We start from the raw sequence: 19,273 nt of genomic DNA on the forward strand, positions 1-19,273 counted from the left end.
CGTGACACGACGAACGGACTGGGCCGAGTACGCGTATCCCGGCGCCCCGCAGGGGCGCGGGGGAGACGGTGACGGCCCGGCCTACGGCGCGGACGGCGCATTCGAGGAGCCGTACGGCATGGACGGGCCGTACGGCGACGAGCCGGGCGGTGAGTGGTCGGCCGGTGGCTTCGACGGCGAGAGCGGTCCGCCGTTCGGGGGCCCGGTGCTCGGCGTCGGTCCGGCGGGCACCGGTCGGCTGTTCAGAAGCTCGGCGCCCGGCGGCACTTCGCCCGGCGGCGAGTCCACCGACGACGAGGCACCCGGCCGCGGTGCGCGCCGCGACCGCGGAGCGCGCGGCGGGCGTGGCGCGGACGGCCCGTGGGAAGGCGGCCCGCGCGGGGGCGACTCACGGGAGGGTGGCTCGCGCGGGGGCGCGGCGCGAGGTGACGGCTCGCGCGGTAGGCGCGGGCGCCGTGGTCGTGGCTTCGGAGAGTCGTCCGGCGGGGACGGGGGTGACTTCTCCTCGTCGAGGGCCGAGAAGGAGGAGCCGCCGGCGGACCCGGCTGAGCGGGCGCGGGGCATCTGCCTGCGCCTGCTCACCGGGAACCCGCGCACCCGTAAGCAACTCGCGGACGCCCTGCGCAAGCGGGAGATCCCGGACGAGGTGGCGGACGAGGTGCTGTCGCGGTTCGAAGAGGTCGGACTGATCAACGACGGTGCGTTCGCGGACGCCTGGGTCGAGTCCCGGCACCACGGCCGGGGGCTGGCCCGGCGTGCGCTTGCCCAGGAGCTGCGCACCAAGGGCGTCGACTCCACGCTCATCGACGAAGCCGTCTCCCAGCTCGACTCCGAGCAGGAAGAGGCGACGGCCCGCGAGCTGGTCGACCGCAAGCTGCGGTCCACCCAGGGCCTCGACCGCGACAAGAGGCTACGACGCCTCGCGGGCATGCTGGCCCGCAAGGGCTACTCCCAGGGCATGGCCCTCCGAGTGGTCCGGCAGGCGCTGGAAGAAGAGGGCGAGGACACGGAGTTCCTCGGGGACGAGGGGTACTGATCCGGATTCGGTCCGGCTCTGGTTCCTCGGTGGTGCATACGCCCTGGACGCGGTGGACGCGCGGGGGCGCCGACCGCGTTCGGGCGAGCACCCGCTCCACGCCGAGGACCGGCCGCACCTGACGCCCGGCACCACGCTCGCCTCCTCGGTATGCGCCGGGCGGGCGGGTTCCGCACGCTTAGCGTGCGTTCCGTGGAGGGTGCGCACGTCTGGTGCGGGAGTAGCTTCTGCTGCCGTCACTTCCGGCCCTCCCGCCTGCTGAGCCGCAGTCAGGTCCGACCGCGCGTCTTCAGGCCGTTCCTTCGGCCGACCCTTCGCATGTCATGAAAGGCGGCCCCTTGCTCCCGCCCGCGCACCACCGAAGACCGCTGACGGCTTCCCTGGTCGGTCTCGGCCTCCTGCTGAGTGGCTGCGGCCTCGAATCGAGCGCCGCGCCAGCCGACGACGGGCCGATCACACTCGGATTCGTCAACGGCGGCAGTACCGAGTTCCACACCTGTCTGCGGGAGTCGATCGCGAACACGGCCAAGAGCAACTTCGCGAGGCTCGTCACGGCCGACTCGCATCAGGACGCGGCACAGGAACTCGCCAACGTCCGGACCATGATCGCGCGCCATGTCGACGCGATCATCGTGCAGACCGTCGACACCACCGCGCTCAAGAGCGATATCGCCCAGGCCAAGAAGGCGCACATCCCGATCTTCCTGACCTCGGTCAGTGCCGATCCGTCCGACATCCTCGGCGCCGTGGTCGTCGACCTGAAGGCGGTCGGCAGGCTCGACGCCGACTGGATCGAGGACGACGCCGCAGGCCGGAAGGTGCAGGTGGCCGTCATCGCGGGTGCGCCCGGCGCCGCCTCCGACCTGCTGGTCGGCGGATTCACCAAGGGACTGTCGGCGAACGTGCGGGTGGTCGCGGACCGGCCCGCCATGTTCGACGCCGCGAAGGCGAAGACCGTCGCGGCGAGCATGATCAAGGCGCATCCCGGTCTGGACTACGCCTTCGTCGCCAACGAGGAGATGGCGTTCGCGGCCCGGAAGGCGTTCGACGCGTCCGGCGGCAAGGGCGTCAAGATCGTGACGGTCAACGGCACCGACGAGGCACTCGCCGCCCTCAAGGACGGTCGTTTCGCCGCCACCGTCTCCAACTCGGCCAAGGACACCGGCGAACTGGCCGTCACCGACGTCATCGGCCTGCTCCGCGGGGAGAAGGTGGACAAGATCGCCACGACCCCTGCCCGCCTGGTCACGAAGGCCAACGCGGACACCGCCCCGCTCTACTGCCCCTCCGACGGACTGTGAGCGGAGACCGGGGCCCACTGGCACGTCGTAGGGGCAGCGTGTGTCGTCGTAGGGCAGCGTGTGTCTACGACGTGACAGGCAGTCCCGCCGCTTTCCAGGCCTGGAAGCCGCCGATCAGGTCGGTCGCGCGGTGCAGGCCCAGGCGGTGCAGGGACGCGGCGGCCAGGCTGGAGGCGTAGCCCTCGTTGCAGATCACCACGACGCGCAGGTCGTGGCCGGTGGCCTCGGGGGCGCGGTGGCTGCCCTGGGGGTCGAGGCGCCACTCCAGTTCGTTGCGCTCGACCACCAGGGCGCCGGGGATGAGGCCGTCCCGGTCGCGCAGGGCCGCGTAGCGGATGTCGACCAGGAGGGCCGTACCGCCGCGGGCGGCGTCGTAGGCCTCCTCGGCCTCGATCCGGCGGTAGTCCGCGCGGACCCGCTCCAGCAACTCGTCTATGCCGGGCGGCTGTTCGGGCACCGCGCTCACTGCCAGTCCTCCGGGCGCTCGACCTGCTCCAGACGCAGTACCGGGCCGCTGCGGCTGTAGCGGCGGATCTGCGGCAGCGGCGGGTAGTAGGCGTGGACGGAGATCGCGTGCTCTTCGGCGGACTCGTTGAGCACCTCGTGGACGTGGTGGTGGCCGAAGGCGCGGCCCTTGCCGGTCGGCAGCCGGCGCTCGCGGTCCACGCCCTCCTCCAGTTCGAGGGTCTTCCAGCCGTGGCTCGGGAGCCGGGCGGCGAGCGAGTGCTCCTTGAGTTCACCGGCGGCGGTGAGGAAGGCGCCCACCGAGTCGGCGTGGTCGTGCCAGCCCGTGCCGCTGCCGGGCGGCCAGCCGATCAGCCAGGCCTCGCTGCCGCCGGGCCCTTCGAGCCGCACCCAGGTGCGGCCCTCGGGGTCGAGGGGGAGCGAGGCGATGAGGTCGGCGTCGGCGGCCGTACGCCGTACGAAGTCGAGCAGGTCCGCCTGCGTCGGGGCCTGGGCGGGCGCGGCGGGGGACACGGGGGCAGAGGGGGATACAGACACGTGCACCGTCCTGATGAGTGTTCGCGAGAGCGCGCACGGGCCCACAGAAAGGGCGCGCGCGAAGGAGAGAGATGCGAATTCAGCAGGAGACGTGACAGACGCAGCCCACGTAGCGGACGAGGTCCAGATGGACCTTCCGCCAGAGGTGGACAGAAGTGTCGGTCATGATCCGGAGTACAGCACGGAGGTACGGACGGGTCAACTCAGCGTCACTATGTGGACAGTTCGGGTACGGAGGCCTCAGCGCGAGCCGGCCGTGGCCTCCGTCTTCGCCGGGCCGCCCAGGGTCGCTTCGGCCGCCGCGTACAGATCGGCCGGGCGCACCCCATTCAGCGCGGTCACCAGGTGCCCGTCGGGCCGTACCAGCAGGACCGTGTGGGCGGCGGCGCCCGGGTAGCTCTCGGCGACCAGCAGTTCGGCCGGGTGCGGCAGCGCCGTCACGGCGGCGGCCAGACGTGGCATGACGCCTGCGGTCACCCAGTGCTTGCGCTCCCACACGCCCGTGCCCGGTGCGACCAGGACAACCAGCAGGGCGCCGTGCCCGAGGCGGTCCCGCAGCCGTACGAAGGAGCCGTCCTCCGCGGTCACCCGGACATCGGTGACCGGCGCGCCGGGCGGGGTGTCGACGGGGACCTCGCCCTCGATGTGCCGGGGCGCGAGCGGCGAGTCGGCGTACGCCCCCGGCGCACCGAGCGCGCCGCGCCCCAAGTGACCGTCCGTGAGCAACGAGTCGTGGCCGCGGGCCGAGCCGGGCACGACCGCGCGCAGCCCGGCACCGCCGCGCACCAACGGCAGCGCCTGGTCGGCGGCGCGCAACCGGGCCGCGACGACCGCCCGCCGCTCCGCCTGATAGCTGTCGAGCAGCGCCTCGTGCGGCCCGTGGTGCCAGGCCGACGCCAGTTTCCAGGCGAGGTTGTCGGCGTCCCGCAGCCCCTCGTCCAGCCCCTGCGTACCGAGCGCCCCCAGCAGATGCGCCGCGTCCCCGGCGAGGAACACCCGCCCCACCCGCCACCGGCGCGCCAGCCGGTGGTGCACGGTGTGCACCCCGGTGTCGAGCAGTTCGTACGGCGGTGTCGGGCCCTCGGTCCAGCCCGCGAGGGTCTCCCGGATACGGGTGAGCAGCAGCTCGGGCGTGACCAGGTCCTTGCCCGGGGGCAGCAGCCAGTCCAGGCGCCACACGCCGTCCGGGAGGGGGCGTCCGGTGACCTCCCCGGCCGAGGGTCCGGACGTCCGCCACGGCGGCACCCGATGCAACAACGCCTCGTCGGGCCACGGAAGTTCCGTGCGCAGCGCGGCCACGGCGTGTCGCTCCACCGCCGTACGGCCGGGGAAGCGGATGTCCAGGAGCTTGCGCACGGTGGAGCGCGGGCCGTCGCAGCCGACCAGATAACTGCCGCGCCACCACGTGCCCTTGGGACCGCGCGTGTGGGCGGTGACGCCCGAGGGCTCCTGTTCGACGCCGTCGAGGCGGTTGTCCACGGCGAGCTTCACCAGGCGCTCGCCCCTCAGTGCCTGGCGCAGGGCGCCGGTCAGCACGTGCTGGGCGATGTGCAGGGGAGAGGGCTCGGTGTCGTCGAACGTGATCTCGCGCATCACCTGCTTGCGCCGCATCGACCGCCATCCGGCCCAGTGCGCACCGGCCTTGGCGAGCGGCGCACCGGTCAGCCGCTCCAGCAGCGCCGTGGTGTCCTCGCGCAGGACGACGGTCCGCGCGGGGCGCGGTTCGTCCTTGCCCGGCCCCTCGTCGAGGACGACGGAGGGCACCTCCTGCCGCGCCAGCGCCAGGGCGAGCGTGAGCCCCACGGGCCCCGCTCCGACGATGATCACCGGGTCCACGGTGTGGCGCCCCCTGCCCGTGACGGTGTCCTCAGGGACGCATGTGAACAGGAAGTTGGAGCAGGGTGCACGATCACAGAACGTATGCAACCCATTGCCGGTGCTTGCGTCAAGTGACGTAGGGGCCGCGTCCCCGCTGATCGCCGACCTCAAGAGGCGATCGGCCCGGCCGTGTTCACGGCCCGGCCGCGGATCGCGTCGAACGCGTACGGCAGCGGATCACGGCCGGGGCGGAGATGCCGGCCGATTCCGGGTCGTGGCGGCAGCTCCGATTCCGCGGCCCTACGTCCCCTGGAGGGCCGTAACACCGCGTTGAGCGGCGTGTTGGCCTGGCACGCTGTTCGCGTGGACGACCTCATCGGCACCCAGGCACCACAGCGCCGTCTGTACGGGGCGGTTGACGCCGTCGCGGAGCTGGAGCGTGAGGCGGCGTGGGTGCGGGGCACGCGCGAGGAGTTGGGGATCGTCGCGGAGTGGTGTGCCGATGCCGACCTGGCCGTCCCGCTCCGGCCGTATCCGGGCGCAGGTGGTCTGCTGCCGTGGGCGGCTTCCGACGAAGGCGACATCTTCCTCTGGCAGACGGGCCCGACCGCTCCCCGGGAATGGACGGTGACCGTCGCCTCCCGCAGCGGCGGGTGGTGGCACTACACGGGCGGAGCGGTCCAGTTCGTGGCCGATCTGGCCGGCGGCGCGGTGGAGCCGTGGGGGTTGCCGAACGTGCGTCCCGAACTGAGCTGGGTCGAGGGCTGAACCGGCGGCAGCCGATCAGGGCTGCGGCTGTGCCGACGGAGGCGCGGAAGTGTTGGGCCTTGCGTTCGCGGCGTCGGCAGTCCGCTCCCGTCCGTGATCGGGTGGGTTCTCGTTCCGTTCTTGCCGTGGACGGTCGGATGCGGTCCGGTCGGTGGTCCCTCGCTTTCGCGTCCCGTCGTGCACCCCTCCCCGAAGGGGTGCACGACAGGCGGTCGTCAGAGGGTGCCGCCGGCCCCCGTCCCGCCGGCGCCCGCTATGGCCGCGTCGTTCGGGGTGAGTACCGTCCCCGTGGACTTCTTGCCGCGGCGGAGGCGGGACTCCAGCCAGCCGGCGAAGGTGGTGAGGGTGAAGTTGAGCGCTACGTAGATCAGGGCCACGATCGTGAAACTGGCGATGGTGTTCGCGCCGTAGTACGAGCTCATGGAGGAGACGGAAGCCAGCAGTTCGGAGAAGGTGAGGATCGCGCCGCCCAGGGCCGTGTCCTTCACGATCACGACCAGTTGGCTGACGATCGCCGGGAGCATCACGGTGACGGCCTGCGGGAGCAGGATCGACGTCATCGTCTGGGTCTTCCGCAGGCCGATGGCGTGCGCCGCCTCCGTCTGGCCCTTGGGGAGGGCGAGGATGCCCGCCCGGACGATCTCCGCGAGGACCGAGGCGTTGTACAGCACCAGACCGGTGATCACCGCGTACAGCGGACGGTCGTCGGAGTTGACGCCGGTGTACTTCGCGAACAGGGCGAGCCCGAAGATCATCAGGATCAGCACCGGGATCGCGCGGAAGAACTCCACGACCATGCTCGCCGGGACACGGATCCAGGCGTGGTCGGACAGGCGCGCGATGCCGAAGACGGCGCCGAGCGGCAGCGCGATGAGCATGGAGAGACCGGCCGCGATCAGTGTGTTCTTCAGGCCGGGCAGGATGTACGTGGTCCACGCCTCGGTGCCGGAGAAGAAGGGCTTCCACTTCTCCCAGTCCAGCTGGCCCTTCTCGTCGAGGCTCTTGTAGACCCACCAGACCAGCGCCGCGAGGGCGACCAGGAACACACCGGTGTAGAGGATGTTGCGCCGCTTCGCCCGCGGGCCCTGGGCGTCGTACAGGGTGGAACTCATCGCTTCACCGCCACCTTCTTGCCCACCCAGCCGAGTATCAGGCCGGTCGGCAGCGTCAGACACACGAAGCCGAACGCGAAGACCGCGGAGATCAGCAGGAGTTGTGCCTCGTTCTCGATCATCTTCTTCATCAGCAGGGCCGCCTCGGCCACGCCGATGGCCGCGGCCACCGTGGTGTTCTTGGTGAGCGCGATCAGTACGTTGGTGAGCGGACCGACCACCGAGCGGAACGCCTGGGGCAGCACCACCAGGCTCAGCACCTGGGTGAAACTCAGCCCGATGGCGCGGGCCGCCTCCGCCTGGCCGACCGGCACCGTGTTGATGCCGGACCGGATCGCCTCGCAGACGAACGCCGAGGTGTAGGCGATCAGACCGAGCACGGCGAGCCGGAAGTTGATGGAGTCGAAGTTGTCGGCGCCCAGGCTGATGCCGAGGGTCTGGTTGAGGCCCAGCGAGGTGAACAGGATGATCACCGTCAGCGGGACGTTCCGCACCACGTTGACGTACGCGGTGCCGAAGCCGCGCATCAGCGGCACCGGGCCGACGCGCATGGCGGCCAGCAGAGTGCCCCACACCAGCGCACCGGCGGCCGAGAGCAGGGTGAGCTGCACCGTCACCCAGAAGGCTCCCAGCAGGTCGTAACCTTCAAGAAAGTCGAACACGATGTCCCGCGCTTCCGCATGTGGTCGGCCGGGATGCGCCGCCGTGGCACGGCGGCGCACCCGTCAGCTGCTTCTTCAGCTCTTGATGTCGCCGATCTTCGGCGCGGGCTCGTTCTTGTAGCCGGCCGGTCCGAAGTTCTTGTCCACGGCCTTCTGCCAGGAACCGTCCGAGACCATCGACTCCAGGGCGGTGTTGATCTTCGCCTTGAGGTCGCTGCCCTTCTTGACGCCGATGCCGTAGTTCTCGTTGGTCATCTTGAAGCCGCCGAGTTTGAACTTGCCCTTGAACTGCGACTGGGAGGCGTAACCGGCGAGGATCGAGTCGTCGGTGGTCAGCGCGTCGATGGCCTTGTTCTGGAGACCGGTGAGGCACGCCGAGTACGTCGGGTACTGCTGGAGGTCCGCCTTGGGGGCCAGCTTGTCCTTGACGTTCTGCGCCGAGGTCGAACCGGTGACCGAACACAGCTTCTTGGTGTTGAGGTCCGACGGCGCCTTGATGGCCGTGTCGTCGGAGCGGATCAGCACATCCTGGTGGGCCAGCAGGTACGGGCCGGCGAAGTCGACCTTCTCCTGGCGCTCGGGGGTGATCGAGTACGAGGCGGCGATGAAGTCCACGTCGCCGCGCTGGAGCATGGTCTCCCGGTCGGCGCTCTTGGACTCCTTCCACTCGATCTGGTTCGCGTCGTAGCCGAGCTTCTTGGCGACATAGGTGGCGACGTCGACGTCGAAGCCCGAGTAGCCCTGCGGGGTCTTCTGGCCGATGCCGGGCTGGTCGAACTTGATGCCGATGGTGATCTTCTTGCTCCCGGACGAACCGCTGTCGTCCTTGTCGCCGCTGCCGCACGCCGTGGCGGACAGGGCGAGGGCGAGCACGGCGGCCGAGGCGGCGGTGACCTTGCGAAGCTGCATGATGAACATCCTTGGAGTGATGAAAGGTTGCTGGATCGCCGTGCTGATCAGTGGTGCAGGATCTTCGACAGGAAGTCCTTGGCCCGGTCGCTGCGCGGGTTGCTGAAGAACTGCTCGGGCACGGCTTCCTCGACGATGCGGCCGTCGGCCATGAACACCACGCGGTTGGCCGCCGAGCGGGCGAAGCCCATCTCATGGGTGACGACGATCATCGTCATCCCGTCCCGGGCCAGCTGCTGCATGACCTCAAGGACCTCGTTGATCATCTCGGGGTCGAGGGCCGAGGTGGGCTCGTCGAAGAGCATCACCTTGGGGTCCATGGCCAGCGCCCGCGCGATGGCGACCCGCTGTTGCTGACCGCCGGACAGCTGTGCCGGGTACTTGTCCGCCTGCGTGGCCACGCCGACCCTGTCGAGCAGGGCCCGGGCCTTGTCCTCGGCCTGCTTCTTGTCGGCCTTGCGGACCTTGACCTGGCCCAGCATCACGTTCTCCAGCACGGTCTTGTGCGCGAAGAGGTTGAAGGACTGGAAGACCATTCCGACGTCGGCACGCAGCCGGGCCAGTTCCTTGCCCTCCTGAGGCAGTGGTTTGCCGTCGATCGTGATGGCGCCCGAATCGATCGTCTCCAGACGGTTGATCGTGCGGCACAGAGTGGACTTGCCGGACCCGGAGGGGCCGATCACCACGACGACCTCACCGCGGGCGATCGTGAGATCGATGTCCTGGAGTACGTGCAACGCGCCGAAATGCTTGTTGACGCTCTTCAGGACGACCAGTTCGCCCGTCGGGACCGCGTCATCCTTGGCGGCCGATACCTTGGTCATCGCTTGCTGGCTCCGTCCTCCTCGGTTGCGGAGGACAGTAGTGAGGCCTTACGACCAGCGTCATTACATCTGAGGGAGATCTGAGCATCACGATCCGATAGCAATCGGACACGTGTCGTAGCCCTTGTCGGATGACGTGTACCGGCTGCGTAACGGAAGCCGCGCGCAACCGGAACCCCCTTGACGGCGTCTTCGTCCATCAGCGTGACTGCCTGGGTGCACGCGCGCGTGAGACGTGCTTTCGTACAGGCCGAGACCATACGAACGATGAACCGGAGGGGGCCGGGATGAGACTGCTCCTCGTCGAGGACGACAACCATGTCGCCGCCGCTCTGTCCGCGGTCCTGGCGCGGCACGGCTTCGACGTCACCCATGCTCGCAGCGGCGAGGAGGCCCTCCAGGCGCTCGTCCCCGAAGGGGATGTCTTCGGAGTCGTCCTCCTCGACCTCGGCCTGCCCGACCAGGACGGCTACGAGGTCTGCGGCAAGATCCGCAAGCGCACCAGCACCCCGGTGATCATGGTGACCGCGCGGTCCGACGTACGCTCCCGCATCCACGGCCTCAACCTCGGAGCCGACGACTACGTGGTGAAGCCGTACGACACCGGGGAACTGCTGGCCCGCATCCACGCCGTGAGCCGGCGCAGCGTCCACGAGGAGGCGGGCGGGGCCGGCGACACCGGGCTGCGGCTCGGCCCGGTGCGCATAGAACTCCCCACCCGCCAGGTCAGCGTGGACGGTTCGGTCGTCCAACTGACCCGCAAGGAGTTCGACCTGCTGGCCCTGCTGGCCCAGCGCCCCGGAGTGGTCTTCCGGCGCGAGCAGATCATCAGCGAGGTGTGGCGCACCAGTTGGGAGGGCACGGGACGCACCCTGGAGGTGCATGTCGCGTCCCTGCGCGCCAAACTGCGGATGCCCGCGCTGATCGAGACCGTACGAGGCGTCGGCTACCGGCTCGTCGCCCCGGACGCGTAGCGGGCCCGGGTGCGCACACGTCTCCTCCCGCTGCTCATCGTCCTCATGGCGGCCGTGCTGCTCGCCCTGGGCGTCCCGCTCGCCATCAGCGTCGCCGCGGCCCAGCAGCAGAAGGTGATCGTCGACCGCATCGACGACACCGCGCGGTTCGCGGCGCTCGCCCAGTACGTCACCGACGCGCCCACGGGCAGCCGCCCCGCCGACATGGTCCCGGACGAACGCCAGCAGACCCTGGACCGCGAACTCGCCAGCTACTACGAGGTGTACGGCATCCGCGCGGGCGTCTTCTACCGCACCGACACCTCCATGGCGAACGCGCCGGACGACTTCCTGCTCCCCAAGACCGGCGAGGTCCGCGACGCCTTCGACGAGGCCCTGCTCAGCCGCCGCAGCCACGACCCGGAACAGGTCTGGCCCTGGCAGCGCCACCGCCTGGTCGTCGCCTCACCGGTCATCCGGGACGGCGACGTCATCGCGGTCGTGGTCACCGACTCGCCCACCGGGCCGATGCGTTCACGCACCCTGCGCGGCTGGCTGACGATCGGCGCGGGGGAGATCGGCGCCATGCTGCTGGCCGTCGGCGCGGCCCTGCGGCTGACCGGCTGGGTCCTGCGGCCCGTACGGGTGCTCGACGCCACCACCCACGACATCGCCACCGGACGCCTCAAGTCCCGGGTCGCCGCGGCCGGCGGTCCGCCGGAACTCCAGCGCCTGGCCCGGTCGTTCAACGAGATGGCGGACAACGTCGAGGACGTGCTGGAGCAGCAGCGCGCCTTCGTCGCCGATGCCTCGCACCAGTTGCGCAACCCGCTCTCGGCGCTGCTGCTGCGCATCGAACTGCTCGCGCTCGAACTGCCGGAGGACAATGACGAGATCGCCTCGGTCCGCACCGAGGGCAAACGCCTGACCCAGGTCCTGGACGACCTGCTCGACCTGGCCCTGGCCGAACACGCCGAAGCGGACCTCAGGATCACCGACATCGGCGCGCTGACCGCCGAGCGCGTCGCCGCCTGGTCCCCGACCGCCGAGGCCAAGGGCGTGCGCCTGGTGGGCAGTTGTCCGCCCATCACCGCCTGGGCCGACCCGGTCACGCTGTCCAGCGCCCTGGACGCGGTGATCGACAATGCGGTGAAGTTCACGCCCGAGGACCAGTGCGTCGAGGTGACGGTCGCGTCGAACGGCGAGACCTCCACGGTCGTCGTCACGGACCACGGCCCGGGCCTCACCGAGGAGGAACTCGCCCGCGTCGGCGACCGCTTCTGGCGCAGCGGCCGGCACCAGAACATCAAGGGCTCCGGCCTAGGCCTGTCGATCTCCCAGGTCCTGCTGGCCGCGGGCGGCGGCTCCCTGACCTACGGCCACCACGAGCCGCACGGCCTCACGGTGACCGTGTCGGTGCCCAGGAGCGCGCCGACGACCTGAGCGGGCTCAACGGGTCCTGTGTGCCGACGAGGGCCCTGTGCGCCAACAGGCCCTGTTCTCCTACGGCTTGACGGAGCGGTAGTAGCGCCGGGCGCCCTCGTGCAGGACCAGGGGGTCGGTGTAGATCGCCGTGCGCAGGTCCACGAGCTGCGCGGAGTGCACATGCGCGCCGATGCCGTCCCGGCTCTTGATCACGGTCCTGGTGATCCACTCCGTGAGCCTGGGATTCAGGTCCTTGCGGGTCATCAACAGGTTGGACACCGCGATGGTGGGCACCGTGGAACCCCGCTGGATGTCGGGGTAGGCCGACTCCGGCATGTTGGTGGCGCGGTAGTAGCGGGTGGCCTCGCCCTCCTCGTGCATCTTCGCCACGAGCGTGGCCTCTATCGGCACGAACCGGAACGCGTAGTGGGCGGCCAGGTCCTTCAGGCCGTCGGTCGGCAGCCCGCCGGACCAGAAGAAGGCGTCGAGCTTGCCCGCCCTGAGCAGATCCGGTCCGGTGTCGATACCGGCCGCCACCGGCTTGACGCCCTTCTTCGGGTCGATGCCGGCCGCCGTGAGCACCCGGTTCGCGATCAGCCGCACACCCGAGCGGTCCGGCCCTATGGCGACCCGCTTGTTCCGCAGGTCGGCGACCGAGTTGATGGACGAGTCGCGCGGGACGATGAGCTGGACGTAGTCGTCGTACAGCCGCGCGATCCCGCGCAGCCCGGCGGCACCGGGTCTGCCGTCCGCCTCGTAGGTCTCCACCGCGTCGGCCGCGGCGATGGTGAAGTCGGCGTGGCCGGTCGCCACGCGCGCGACGTTCTCCTGCGACCCGGCGCTGTTCACCAGCTTCACATGGAGGCCCGGCATGTCCTTGTCGAGCTCGGAGCGCAGCAGCTTGCCGTACTCCTGGTAGACCCCGAGCGGAGTGCCGGTGCTGAAGGTGATCGTCCCGGTCGGCGGCTCGTCGCCGAGGGGCAGCAGCCACCACAGCAGCAGCCCGAACACGACGAAGCCGGCCGCCGCGCCCGTCAGGGCCCGGCGCCTGCTGATGCGGGAGAACACCTTGAGCATGCGCGCGATCCTGCCAGCCGGTGAGCGGTACTGACCAGGGCCGGGCTCGCGGGCCGGTGGTGTCAGTGGCGGCCGTTAGGGTCGTGGCATGAGTTCTTCGCCCGCCGACCTGGTCCGCGAATTCCACCTCGCCTTCGGGCTCGACGCCCGCAGCACACCGACCGAGGTCGCCCCCGGCCTCGCCGCGCACCGCGGCGAACTGCTCGCCGAGGAGGCCGCGGAGGTCGCCGAGGTCTCGGTGACCGGCCCCCTCGACCGACTGGCCCACGAACTGGCCGACGTCGTCTACGTCGCCTACGGCACGGCCCTCGTCCACGGCGTGGACCTCGACGCGGTGATCGCGGAGGTGCACCGCTCCAACATGACCAAGATCGGCCCGGACGGCGAGATCGCCCGCCGGGCCGACGGCAAGGTCCTCAAGGGCGAGCACTACGAGAGACCGGATGTGCGCGGGGTGCTGCGCGAACAGGGGTGGAGTGCCGGAGCCCCGGATTCCGGCCGGAGCCCGGACTGACGCGAGCCCCGGCGGTTCTCGGCCGCAGGAAGAGTCACTCCCGGCACCGCCTACCCTTGTGGCATGAGCAGCGGTGACCGGAGCGGGGCAGTGGACGTCAAAACGTACGAAGTGCGCACCTACGGGTGCCAGATGAACGTCCACGATTCCGAGCGGCTCTCCGGTCTCCTGGAGGGCGCCGGTTACGTGCGCGCCCCCGAGGGCTCGGACGGCGACGCCGACGTCGTCGTCTTCAACACCTGCGCCGTGCGCGAGAACGCCGACAACCGGCTCTACGGCAACCTCGGGCGGCTCGCGCCGATGAAGACCAAGCGCCCCGGGATGCAGATCGCGGTCGGCGGCTGCCTCGCGCAGAAGGACCGCGACACCATCGTGAAGAAGGCGCCCTGGGTGGACGTCGTCTTCGGCACGCACAACATCGGCAAGCTGCCCGTGCTGCTGGAGCGCGCCCGGGTGCAGGAAGAGGCCCAGGTCGAGATCGCGGAGTCCCTGGAGGCCTTCCCCTCGACGCTGCCGACCCGGCGGGAGAGTGCCTACGCGGCCTGGGTGTCGATCTCCGTCGGCTGCAACAACACCTGCACCTTCTGCATCGTCCCGGCCCTGCGCGGGAAGGAGAAGGACCGCCGCACCGGTGACATCCTCGCCGAGATCGAGGCCCTGGTCGCCGAGGGCGTCTCCGAGATCACGCTGCTCGGCCAGAACGTCAACGCCTACGGCTCCGACATCGGCGACCGCGAGGCCTTCAGCAAGCTGCTGCGGGCCTGCGGGACCATCGACGGCCTGGAGCGCGTGCGCTTCACGTCGCCGCACCCGCGCGACTTCACCGACGACGTCATCGCCGCGATGGCCGAGACCCCGAACGTGATGCCGCAGCTGCACATGCCGATGCAGTCCGGTTCCGACCCGATCCTCAAGGCCATGCGCCGGTCCTACCGCCAGGAGCGCTACCTGGGGATCATCGAGAAGGTCCGCGCGGCCATCCCGCACGCCGCCATCACCACCGACATCATCGTGGGCTTCCCCGGGGAGACCGAGGAGGACTTCGAGCAGACGATGCACGCGGTCCGCGAGGCCCGCTTCGCGCAGGCGTTCACGTTCCAGTACTCCAAGCGGCCCGGCACCCCGGCCGCGACCATGGACAACCAGATCCCCAAGGAGGTCGTCCAGGAGCGCTACATGCGTCTGGTCGCCCTCCAGGAGGAGATCTCCTGGGACGAGAACAAGAAGCAGGTCGGCCGCACCCTGGAACTGATGGTCGCCGAGGGCGAGGGCCGCAAGGACGGCGCCACCCACCGCCTCTCCGGGCGCGCCCCCGACAACCGCCTCGTCCACTTCACCAAGCCGGACCAGGAGGTCCGCCCCGGTGACGTGGTGACCGTAGAGATCACCTACGCCGCCCCGCACCACCTGCTCGCCGAGGGCCCCACCCTGAACGTGCGTCCCACGCGCGCGGGCGACGCCTGGGAGAAGCGCAACGCGGCCGAGACCGCGAAGCCGGCCGGTGTGATGCTGGGCCTGCCGAAGATCGGCGCCCCCGCGCCGCTGCCGGTCGCCACCGGAAGCGGCTGCGGCTGCGACTGATGCCGCGACTGAGGCCGCGGGCCGCCGTGACCCGCTGAGCCGCGCCGACGCGTCCGTCGGCGTGGCCAAGTGGACGGTCGGTGCTCCTTGTTAGTGTTCCGGCCATGCTCGTAGCCGCCGCCGTCTGCCCCTGCCCACCGCTGCTCGTCCCCGACGTCGCCGCCGGTGCCGCGTCCGAGCTGGACGCCGCGCGTGCCGCGTGCAGCGACGCGCTCGGCGTGCTCGCCGCCGCCCGGCCCGACCGTCTCGTGGTCGTCGGGCCCGCCGAACAGAGCGGGCGCGGGCCGCATCCCGAGGGCACCCGGGGTTCGTTCCGAGGCTTCGGAGTGGACCTCGACGTACAGCTCGGGAGGGACGGGGCCGCCGCGTCGGAGCGCGTGCTGCCCCCGTCGCTCGCCGTCGCCGCGTGGCTTCTGGAACGGGTCGGCTGGTCCGACGCCCCGATCGAGGGGCTGGGCGTGGGGGAACCGCTTGAGGCCGAGCGGTGCGTCCGAACCGGCAGGGACATCGTGGCGCGGGCCGAGCGGGTCGCCCTGCTGGTGATGGGCGACGGCAGCGCCTGCCGGACGCTGAAGGCGCCGGGCTACCTCGACGAGCGCGCGGCACCCTTCGACGCCGAGGTCGCCCGGGCGCTCGGAGCGGCCGACGTGGCGGCCCTCAAGGCGCTGGACGCCGAGCTGGCGTACGAGCTCAAGGCCTCCGGACGCGCCCCCTGGCAGGTCCTCGCGGGCGCGGCGGAGGGCACGGACCTCGGCGGCGCGCTGCTGTACGAGGACGCGCCCTACGGTGTCGGCTACGTGGTCGCGACCTGGTCGTAGGCACGGTGTGGCCGCGCTTGCTGCCGTGCGCGGCGATGGGCGTGGCGCGGCTGCGCGGGTCGGCGTGAACGCGGTGAGGACGTGAACGCGGTGTGGGGGTGAAACGGCGGACGGCCGGGGAGCCGAGTGCTCCGCGGCCGTCCGCCGATCGATGTGCGGGTGCCGGTCAGGTGGCCGGCGGCGGCGAGTCCGGCGGCGTGGTCGTGCCGCCGCGCTCCGTCCCCGTGCTTCCCGCGCTCCCCGTGTCGTCCTTGTGCGCGAGGCGGTCCACGGCGTCCTTGGCCTTGCCCGTGCCGGTCTGGATCTTGTCGCTGTACTTGCCCTTGGTCTTCTCGTCGACCATCTTCGCGGCCTTGTCCAGGCCGCTCTCGATCTTGCCTCCGTGCTGCTGCGCGAGGCCCGAGACCTTGTCCTTCGCCGGGGCGAGCTTGGCCTTGAGACTGTCCATCAGACCCATGGTTCACCTTTCACGCGGGGCGGGTTACGTGCGGGCGCCTTCGCCGGCCTCGTTGTCGGCGGCCACTTCGGCGGACTGCTGCTTGGGGATCTCGACGCCGTCCGCGGCGCCGGCGGCCTCCTTCGCCGCCGTGGCTTCCTGAACGCCTGCCCCCGCCTCGGTCTCCGACACCTGCTCCGCCGCCCCGGCCGCCTCGGACGCGAGGTCCCCGGCCGTCTCCGTGTCGGCGGTCGATGCGTCCTCCGTAGCCTTCGGCTTCCGAAGAATCCAATCAAAAACGCCCATATCCACTCCATACGTTACTCGTGCGGGCGACATCCCGCGCAGCCCGGTGCGTCCGTCCGCGTCACCCGGGGCGCCGCCTCCGGAAACCGGCGGCGGGACATCTCGCAACGGGCAACGACCCCGCGCGGGTGCCGTCACGTAACTCGTTCGAGGCGTGGTCCGGCGTTTGGGAGACTGGGAAGGTGAGCAGCGCACCCCTCGCCCCCCGAGTCATCGCCGTCGTCGGACCGACCGCGGCCGGAAAGTCCGATCTGGGCGTCTTCCTGGCCCAGCGCCTGGGCGGCGAGGTCGTCAACGCCGACTCCATGCAGCTCTACCGGGGGATGGACATCGGCACCGCCAAGCTGACGCCCGAGGAGCGCGGCGGAGTCCCGCACCACCTCCTGGACATCTGGGACGTGACCGTCACGGCGTCCGTCGCCGAGTACCAGCGCCTGGCCCGCGAGCACATCGACGCCCTGCTCGCCGCGGGCCGCTGGCCGGTCCTGGTCGGCGGCTCCGGCCTGTACGTGCGCGGGGCCGTCGACAACCTGGAGTTCCCCGGCACCGACCCCGAGGTCCGCGCCCGCCTGGAGGAGGAGCTCGCGCTGCGCGGCTCCGGCGCCCTGCACGCCCGTCTGGCCGCCGCCGACCCCGAGGCCGCGCACGCGATCCTGCCCAGCAACGGTCGCCGTATCGTCCGCGCCCTGGAGGTCATCGAGATCACCGGCAGACCCTTCACCGCCAACCTCCCGGGCCACGACTCGGTCTACGACACCGTCCAGATCGGCGTCGACGTGGCCCGCCCCGAACTCGACGAGCGCATCGCGCGCCGGGTCGACCGGATGTGGAGCGCGGGGCTCGTCGACGAGGTGCGGGAGCTGGAGTCGGCGGGCCTGCGCGAGGGGGTCACCGCGTCCCGCGCGCTCGGCTATCAGCAGGTGCTCGCGGCGCTCGCGGGGGCGTGCACGGAGGAGGAGGCGCGCGCGGAGACCGTGCGGGCCACCAAGCGCTTCGCGCGCCGCCAGGATTCGTGGTTCAGACGCGATCCCCGGGTGCACTGGTTGAGTGGGGCCGCGGCCGATCTCACAGAACTTCCGCACCTGGCACTGGCGTTGGTCGAACGACCGGTCACAGCCTGATCACGTCATGGCATCGGGACGCTCCGGCCGCCGTTGCGGCCTCCGGGGGCGTGCCATCATCGAGCTTCGATCGACCAAGTGGAGTCCGAGTTGGGAGGGCGCGTGGCGATGGAGGCCGGCCCTCGCGACACCGCAGAAGGCCCTGAGCAGGTCACCGCGGACCGCGGTGAACCGGAAGAGGTCGACGGCCGGCTGAGCCCGGACGGCCCGGACGAGATCCAGGGCGGCGTGACCGCCGACGGTCCCGATCCGGACGAGATGTACGCGGGCCCCGAGGTCGAGGTCGAGCTCCGTCCGCAGCGTCGTCTGCGCATCTGGCAGCTCGCCCCCATCGTGGCCCTGGCCGCGGTCGGCTCCCTGATGTTCGCCTTCCCGCTCGCCTTCGACTTCGGCGACAGCGGGGCCGTGATCGCCATGCTGGGCCTGCTCATCTGCTCCTGCGCGGCCGGCTGGGGCATGACCGCCGCCCGTCGCGTCGGCCACACCGTGCCCGGCTTCCCGCAGCGCGGTTCCGGTCGCCGTCCGGACTGGCGGGTCGTCATCGCCTACGCCCTGGTGGTGGGCGTGGTCGTGGTGCTCGCCGTGTGGCGCGTGGCCAGGCTCCGCTAGCGGCTCAGGGCGGCTGTCCGGCCGGTCGCGACGGGGCGTCGGCATGTCGTACCCACCCCGTACGATCGAGGAATGAGCACGCGGATCGCTTTCCTCAAGGGGCACGGCACCGAGAACGACTTCGTCATCGTCCCGGACCCCGAGAACGTCATCGACCTCCCTCCGGCCGCCGTGGCCGCCCTGTGCGACCGCCGCGCGGGCATCGGCGGGGACGGACTCCTGCATGTCGTGCGGTCCGCCGCGCACCCCGAGGCGCGGGACATGGCGGCGGAGGCCGAGTGGTTCATGGACTACCGCAACGGCGACGGCTCGGTCTCCGAGATGTGCGGCAACGGAGTGCGCGTCTTCGCCCGCTACCTCCAGCGCGCCGGACACGTGACGGCGGGTGACCTGGCGGTCGCCACGCGCGGGGGAGTCAAGACCGTCCACCTCGCCAAGGACGGCGATGTCACCGTCGGCATGGGCAAGGCGCTGCTCCCCGAAGGGGACGTCACGGTGAGCGTCGGCGAGCGCAGCTGGCCCGCGCGGAACGTGAACATGGGCAACCCGCACGCGGTCGCCTTCGTGGACGACCTCGCGCACGCCGGTGACCTGTACTCCCCGCCGCCCTTCAGCCCGGCCGCCGCCTACCCGCAGGGTGTGAACGTCGAGTTCGTGGTCGACCGGGGCCCCGGGCATGTGGCCATGCGCGTGCACGAGCGCGGGGCGGGCGAGACCCGCTCGTGCGGCACGGGCGCGTGCGCGGTCGCCGTGGCCGCCGCCCGGCGCGACGGCGCCGACCCGGCCGTCACCGGAACACGGGCGACCTACACCGTCGACGTACCCGGGGGAACGCTCGTGATCACCGAGTGGCCGGACGGCCGGATCGAGATGACCGGTCCCGCGGTGATCGTCGCCGAGGGCGAGATCGACGCCGAGTGGCTGGAAAACGCCATCCGCTGAACGGGTGATTCGCAGTCCCGGCCGTCCCGCACGCCCTGATCCGAAGCCCCTGGCGTCCG

The 19,273-nt window shown here is 71.0% G+C and carries 21 protein-coding genes; 11 read left to right on the top strand and 10 right to left on the bottom strand.

Translation table 11 applies throughout. The features are described 5' to 3' along the window. Nucleotide 1 precedes the first annotated feature (1 nt). Both recX and ACIQPR_RS40705 read left to right on the top strand, forming a co-directional pair. Nucleotides 2–1,036 carry a recombination regulator RecX gene (gene recX, locus ACIQPR_RS40700; RefSeq protein ID WP_403659738.1) on the top strand — a complete coding sequence of 345 codons (1,035 nt, stop codon included), beginning with the start codon at nucleotides 2–4 and terminating at the stop codon, nucleotides 1,034–1,036. A 323-nt stretch (nucleotides 1,037–1,359) separates the two neighbouring features. Then, the gene (locus ACIQPR_RS40705; protein ID WP_403659741.1) at nucleotides 1,360–2,337 is read left to right on the top strand and encodes a sugar ABC transporter substrate-binding protein; all 978 of its coding nucleotides are present in this window, start codon (nucleotides 1,360–1,362) and stop codon (nucleotides 2,335–2,337) included. A gap of 64 nt (nucleotides 2,338–2,401) precedes the next feature. Here the strand turns inward: ACIQPR_RS40705 and ACIQPR_RS40710 are convergent, their stop codons facing one another. The 3 genes from ACIQPR_RS40710 to ACIQPR_RS40720 form a co-directional block, all read right to left on the bottom strand. Further along, on the bottom strand, nucleotides 2,402–2,803 hold the full coding sequence (locus ACIQPR_RS40710) for a rhodanese-like domain-containing protein (RefSeq protein ID WP_403659744.1): 402 nt from the start codon (nucleotides 2,801–2,803) through the stop codon (nucleotides 2,402–2,404). After that, nucleotides 2,800–3,339, bottom strand: coding sequence for a cysteine dioxygenase (locus ACIQPR_RS40715; RefSeq protein ID WP_403659747.1), 540 nt, complete (start codon nucleotides 3,337–3,339; stop codon nucleotides 2,800–2,802). The genes ACIQPR_RS40710 and ACIQPR_RS40715 overlap by 4 nt, the downstream gene beginning before the upstream one ends. A 240-nt stretch (nucleotides 3,340–3,579) precedes the next feature. After that, nucleotides 3,580–5,175: an FAD-dependent monooxygenase gene (locus ACIQPR_RS40720; protein ID WP_403659750.1), complete on the bottom strand. Its 1,596-nt coding sequence runs from the start codon at nucleotides 5,173–5,175 to the stop codon at nucleotides 3,580–3,582. A 345-nt stretch (nucleotides 5,176–5,520) separates the two neighbouring features. Here ACIQPR_RS40720 and ACIQPR_RS40725 point away from each other — a divergent pair, with 345 nt between their 5' ends. Further along, nucleotides 5,521–5,925: a hypothetical protein gene (locus ACIQPR_RS40725; protein ID WP_403659753.1), complete on the top strand. Its 405-nt coding sequence runs from the start codon at nucleotides 5,521–5,523 to the stop codon at nucleotides 5,923–5,925. Between the two features lie 215 nt (nucleotides 5,926–6,140). Here the strand turns inward: ACIQPR_RS40725 and ACIQPR_RS40730 are convergent, their stop codons facing one another. The 4 genes from ACIQPR_RS40730 to ACIQPR_RS40745 form a co-directional block, all read right to left on the bottom strand. After that, nucleotides 6,141–7,037 carry an amino acid ABC transporter permease gene (locus ACIQPR_RS40730; RefSeq protein ID WP_403659756.1) on the bottom strand — a complete coding sequence of 299 codons (897 nt, stop codon included), beginning with the start codon at nucleotides 7,035–7,037 and terminating at the stop codon, nucleotides 6,141–6,143. Next, the gene (locus ACIQPR_RS40735; protein ID WP_403659759.1) at nucleotides 7,034–7,699 is read right to left on the bottom strand and encodes an amino acid ABC transporter permease; all 666 of its coding nucleotides are present in this window, start codon (nucleotides 7,697–7,699) and stop codon (nucleotides 7,034–7,036) included. The genes ACIQPR_RS40730 and ACIQPR_RS40735 overlap by 4 nt, the downstream gene beginning before the upstream one ends. Before the next feature lie 75 nt (nucleotides 7,700–7,774). After that, nucleotides 7,775–8,608 (bottom strand): glutamate ABC transporter substrate-binding protein, encoded by an 834-nt coding sequence (locus tag ACIQPR_RS40740; protein ID WP_403659762.1) that lies wholly within the window; start codon nucleotides 8,606–8,608, stop codon nucleotides 7,775–7,777. A gap of 47 nt (nucleotides 8,609–8,655) precedes the next feature. Then, nucleotides 8,656–9,432, bottom strand: a complete 777-nt coding sequence (locus tag ACIQPR_RS40745) for an amino acid ABC transporter ATP-binding protein (RefSeq protein WP_403659765.1) — start codon at nucleotides 9,430–9,432, stop codon at nucleotides 8,656–8,658. A gap of 287 nt (nucleotides 9,433–9,719) precedes the next feature. Between ACIQPR_RS40745 and ACIQPR_RS40750 the strand changes: the two genes are divergently transcribed. Then, entirely contained in the window at nucleotides 9,720–10,406 is a 687-nt protein-coding gene (locus ACIQPR_RS40750) for a response regulator transcription factor (RefSeq protein WP_403659768.1), read from the top strand. A gap of 9 nt (nucleotides 10,407–10,415) precedes the next feature. Further along, the gene (locus ACIQPR_RS40755; RefSeq protein WP_403659771.1) at nucleotides 10,416–11,828 is read left to right on the top strand and encodes an ATP-binding protein; all 1,413 of its coding nucleotides are present in this window, start codon (nucleotides 10,416–10,418) and stop codon (nucleotides 11,826–11,828) included. A gap of 60 nt (nucleotides 11,829–11,888) precedes the next feature. Here the strand turns inward: ACIQPR_RS40755 and ACIQPR_RS40760 are convergent, their stop codons facing one another. Further along, the gene (locus ACIQPR_RS40760) at nucleotides 11,889–12,887 is read right to left on the bottom strand and encodes a TAXI family TRAP transporter solute-binding subunit (RefSeq protein WP_403659774.1); all 999 of its coding nucleotides are present in this window, start codon (nucleotides 12,885–12,887) and stop codon (nucleotides 11,889–11,891) included. Between the two features lie 88 nt (nucleotides 12,888–12,975). Here ACIQPR_RS40760 and ACIQPR_RS40765 point away from each other — a divergent pair, with 88 nt between their 5' ends. The 3 genes from ACIQPR_RS40765 (at nucleotide 12,976) to ACIQPR_RS40775 (ending at nucleotide 15,800) form a co-directional block, all read left to right on the top strand. Continuing rightward, the gene (locus tag ACIQPR_RS40765; RefSeq protein WP_403659777.1) at nucleotides 12,976–13,401 is read left to right on the top strand and encodes a MazG nucleotide pyrophosphohydrolase domain-containing protein; all 426 of its coding nucleotides are present in this window, start codon (nucleotides 12,976–12,978) and stop codon (nucleotides 13,399–13,401) included. A gap of 63 nt (nucleotides 13,402–13,464) precedes the next feature. Then, entirely contained in the window at nucleotides 13,465–14,982 is a 1,518-nt protein-coding gene (gene miaB, locus ACIQPR_RS40770) for a tRNA (N6-isopentenyl adenosine(37)-C2)-methylthiotransferase MiaB (RefSeq protein ID WP_403659780.1), read from the top strand. Between the two features lie 104 nt (nucleotides 14,983–15,086). Further along, on the top strand, nucleotides 15,087–15,800 hold the full coding sequence (locus ACIQPR_RS40775) for a class III extradiol dioxygenase subunit B-like domain-containing protein (RefSeq protein ID WP_403659783.1): 714 nt from the start codon (nucleotides 15,087–15,089) through the stop codon (nucleotides 15,798–15,800). 166 nt (nucleotides 15,801–15,966) lie between these two features. On the opposite strand, the gene ACIQPR_RS40780 is transcribed toward ACIQPR_RS40775, so the two are convergent. Together ACIQPR_RS40780 and ACIQPR_RS40785 are read right to left on the bottom strand one after the other, a co-directional pair. Continuing rightward, complete coding sequence (locus tag ACIQPR_RS40780; RefSeq protein WP_403659785.1) at nucleotides 15,967–16,257, bottom strand: antitoxin; 291 nt, start codon at nucleotides 16,255–16,257, stop codon at nucleotides 15,967–15,969. A gap of 24 nt (nucleotides 16,258–16,281) precedes the next feature. Further along, entirely contained in the window at nucleotides 16,282–16,542 is a 261-nt protein-coding gene (locus ACIQPR_RS40785; protein ID WP_403659788.1) for a hypothetical protein, read from the bottom strand. A 182-nt stretch (nucleotides 16,543–16,724) separates the two neighbouring features. Between ACIQPR_RS40785 and miaA the strand changes: the two genes are divergently transcribed. The 3 genes from miaA to dapF all read left to right on the top strand — a co-directional run bounded on the left by miaA (nucleotide 16,725) and on the right by dapF (nucleotide 19,214). After that, nucleotides 16,725–17,663, top strand: coding sequence for a tRNA (adenosine(37)-N6)-dimethylallyltransferase MiaA (gene miaA / locus ACIQPR_RS40790; RefSeq protein ID WP_403659791.1), 939 nt, complete (start codon nucleotides 16,725–16,727; stop codon nucleotides 17,661–17,663). A 108-nt stretch (nucleotides 17,664–17,771) separates the two neighbouring features. After that, nucleotides 17,772–18,272, top strand: a complete 501-nt coding sequence (locus tag ACIQPR_RS40795; protein ID WP_403660282.1) for a hypothetical protein — start codon at nucleotides 17,772–17,774, stop codon at nucleotides 18,270–18,272. 72 nt (nucleotides 18,273–18,344) lie between these two features. Beyond that, nucleotides 18,345–19,214, top strand: a complete 870-nt coding sequence (gene dapF, locus ACIQPR_RS40800) for a diaminopimelate epimerase (RefSeq protein ID WP_403659794.1) — start codon at nucleotides 18,345–18,347, stop codon at nucleotides 19,212–19,214. Nucleotides 19,215–19,273: the final 59 nt, after the last annotated feature.

This window comes from Streptomyces sp. NPDC091280, assembly GCF_044768565.1.
Classification (GTDB): Bacteria; Actinomycetota; Actinomycetes; order Streptomycetales; family Streptomycetaceae; genus Streptomyces.

What these genes read in the sequence shown, in the direction of transcription:
- dapF (WP_403659794.1), top strand. Translation starts at nt 18,345, where the DNA reads ATGAGCACGCGGATCGCTTTCCTCAAGGGGCACGGCACCGAGAACGAC.
- ACIQPR_RS40775 (WP_403659783.1), top strand. Translation starts at nt 15,087, where the DNA reads ATGCTCGTAGCCGCCGCCGTCTGCCCCTGCCCACCGCTGCTCGTCCCC.
- ACIQPR_RS40795 (WP_403660282.1), top strand. Translation starts at nt 17,772, where the DNA reads ATGGAGGCCGGCCCTCGCGACACCGCAGAAGGCCCTGAGCAGGTCACC.
- miaB (WP_403659780.1), top strand. Translation starts at nt 13,465, where the DNA reads ATGAGCAGCGGTGACCGGAGCGGGGCAGTGGACGTCAAAACGTACGAA.
- ACIQPR_RS40745 (WP_403659765.1), bottom strand. Translation starts at nt 9,432, where the DNA reads ATGACCAAGGTATCGGCCGCCAAGGATGACGCGGTCCCGACGGGCGAA.
- ACIQPR_RS40785 (WP_403659788.1), bottom strand. Translation starts at nt 16,542, where the DNA reads ATGGGCGTTTTTGATTGGATTCTTCGGAAGCCGAAGGCTACGGAGGAC.
- ACIQPR_RS40740 (WP_403659762.1), bottom strand. Translation starts at nt 8,608, where the DNA reads ATGCAGCTTCGCAAGGTCACCGCCGCCTCGGCCGCCGTGCTCGCCCTC.
- ACIQPR_RS40705 (WP_403659741.1), top strand. Translation starts at nt 1,360, where the DNA reads ATGAAAGGCGGCCCCTTGCTCCCGCCCGCGCACCACCGAAGACCGCTG.
- ACIQPR_RS40780 (WP_403659785.1), bottom strand. Translation starts at nt 16,257, where the DNA reads ATGGGTCTGATGGACAGTCTCAAGGCCAAGCTCGCCCCGGCGAAGGAC.
- ACIQPR_RS40730 (WP_403659756.1), bottom strand. Translation starts at nt 7,037, where the DNA reads ATGAGTTCCACCCTGTACGACGCCCAGGGCCCGCGGGCGAAGCGGCGC.
- ACIQPR_RS40765 (WP_403659777.1), top strand. Translation starts at nt 12,976, where the DNA reads ATGAGTTCTTCGCCCGCCGACCTGGTCCGCGAATTCCACCTCGCCTTC.
- ACIQPR_RS40750 (WP_403659768.1), top strand. Translation starts at nt 9,720, where the DNA reads ATGAGACTGCTCCTCGTCGAGGACGACAACCATGTCGCCGCCGCTCTG.
- ACIQPR_RS40760 (WP_403659774.1), bottom strand. Translation starts at nt 12,887, where the DNA reads ATGCTCAAGGTGTTCTCCCGCATCAGCAGGCGCCGGGCCCTGACGGGC.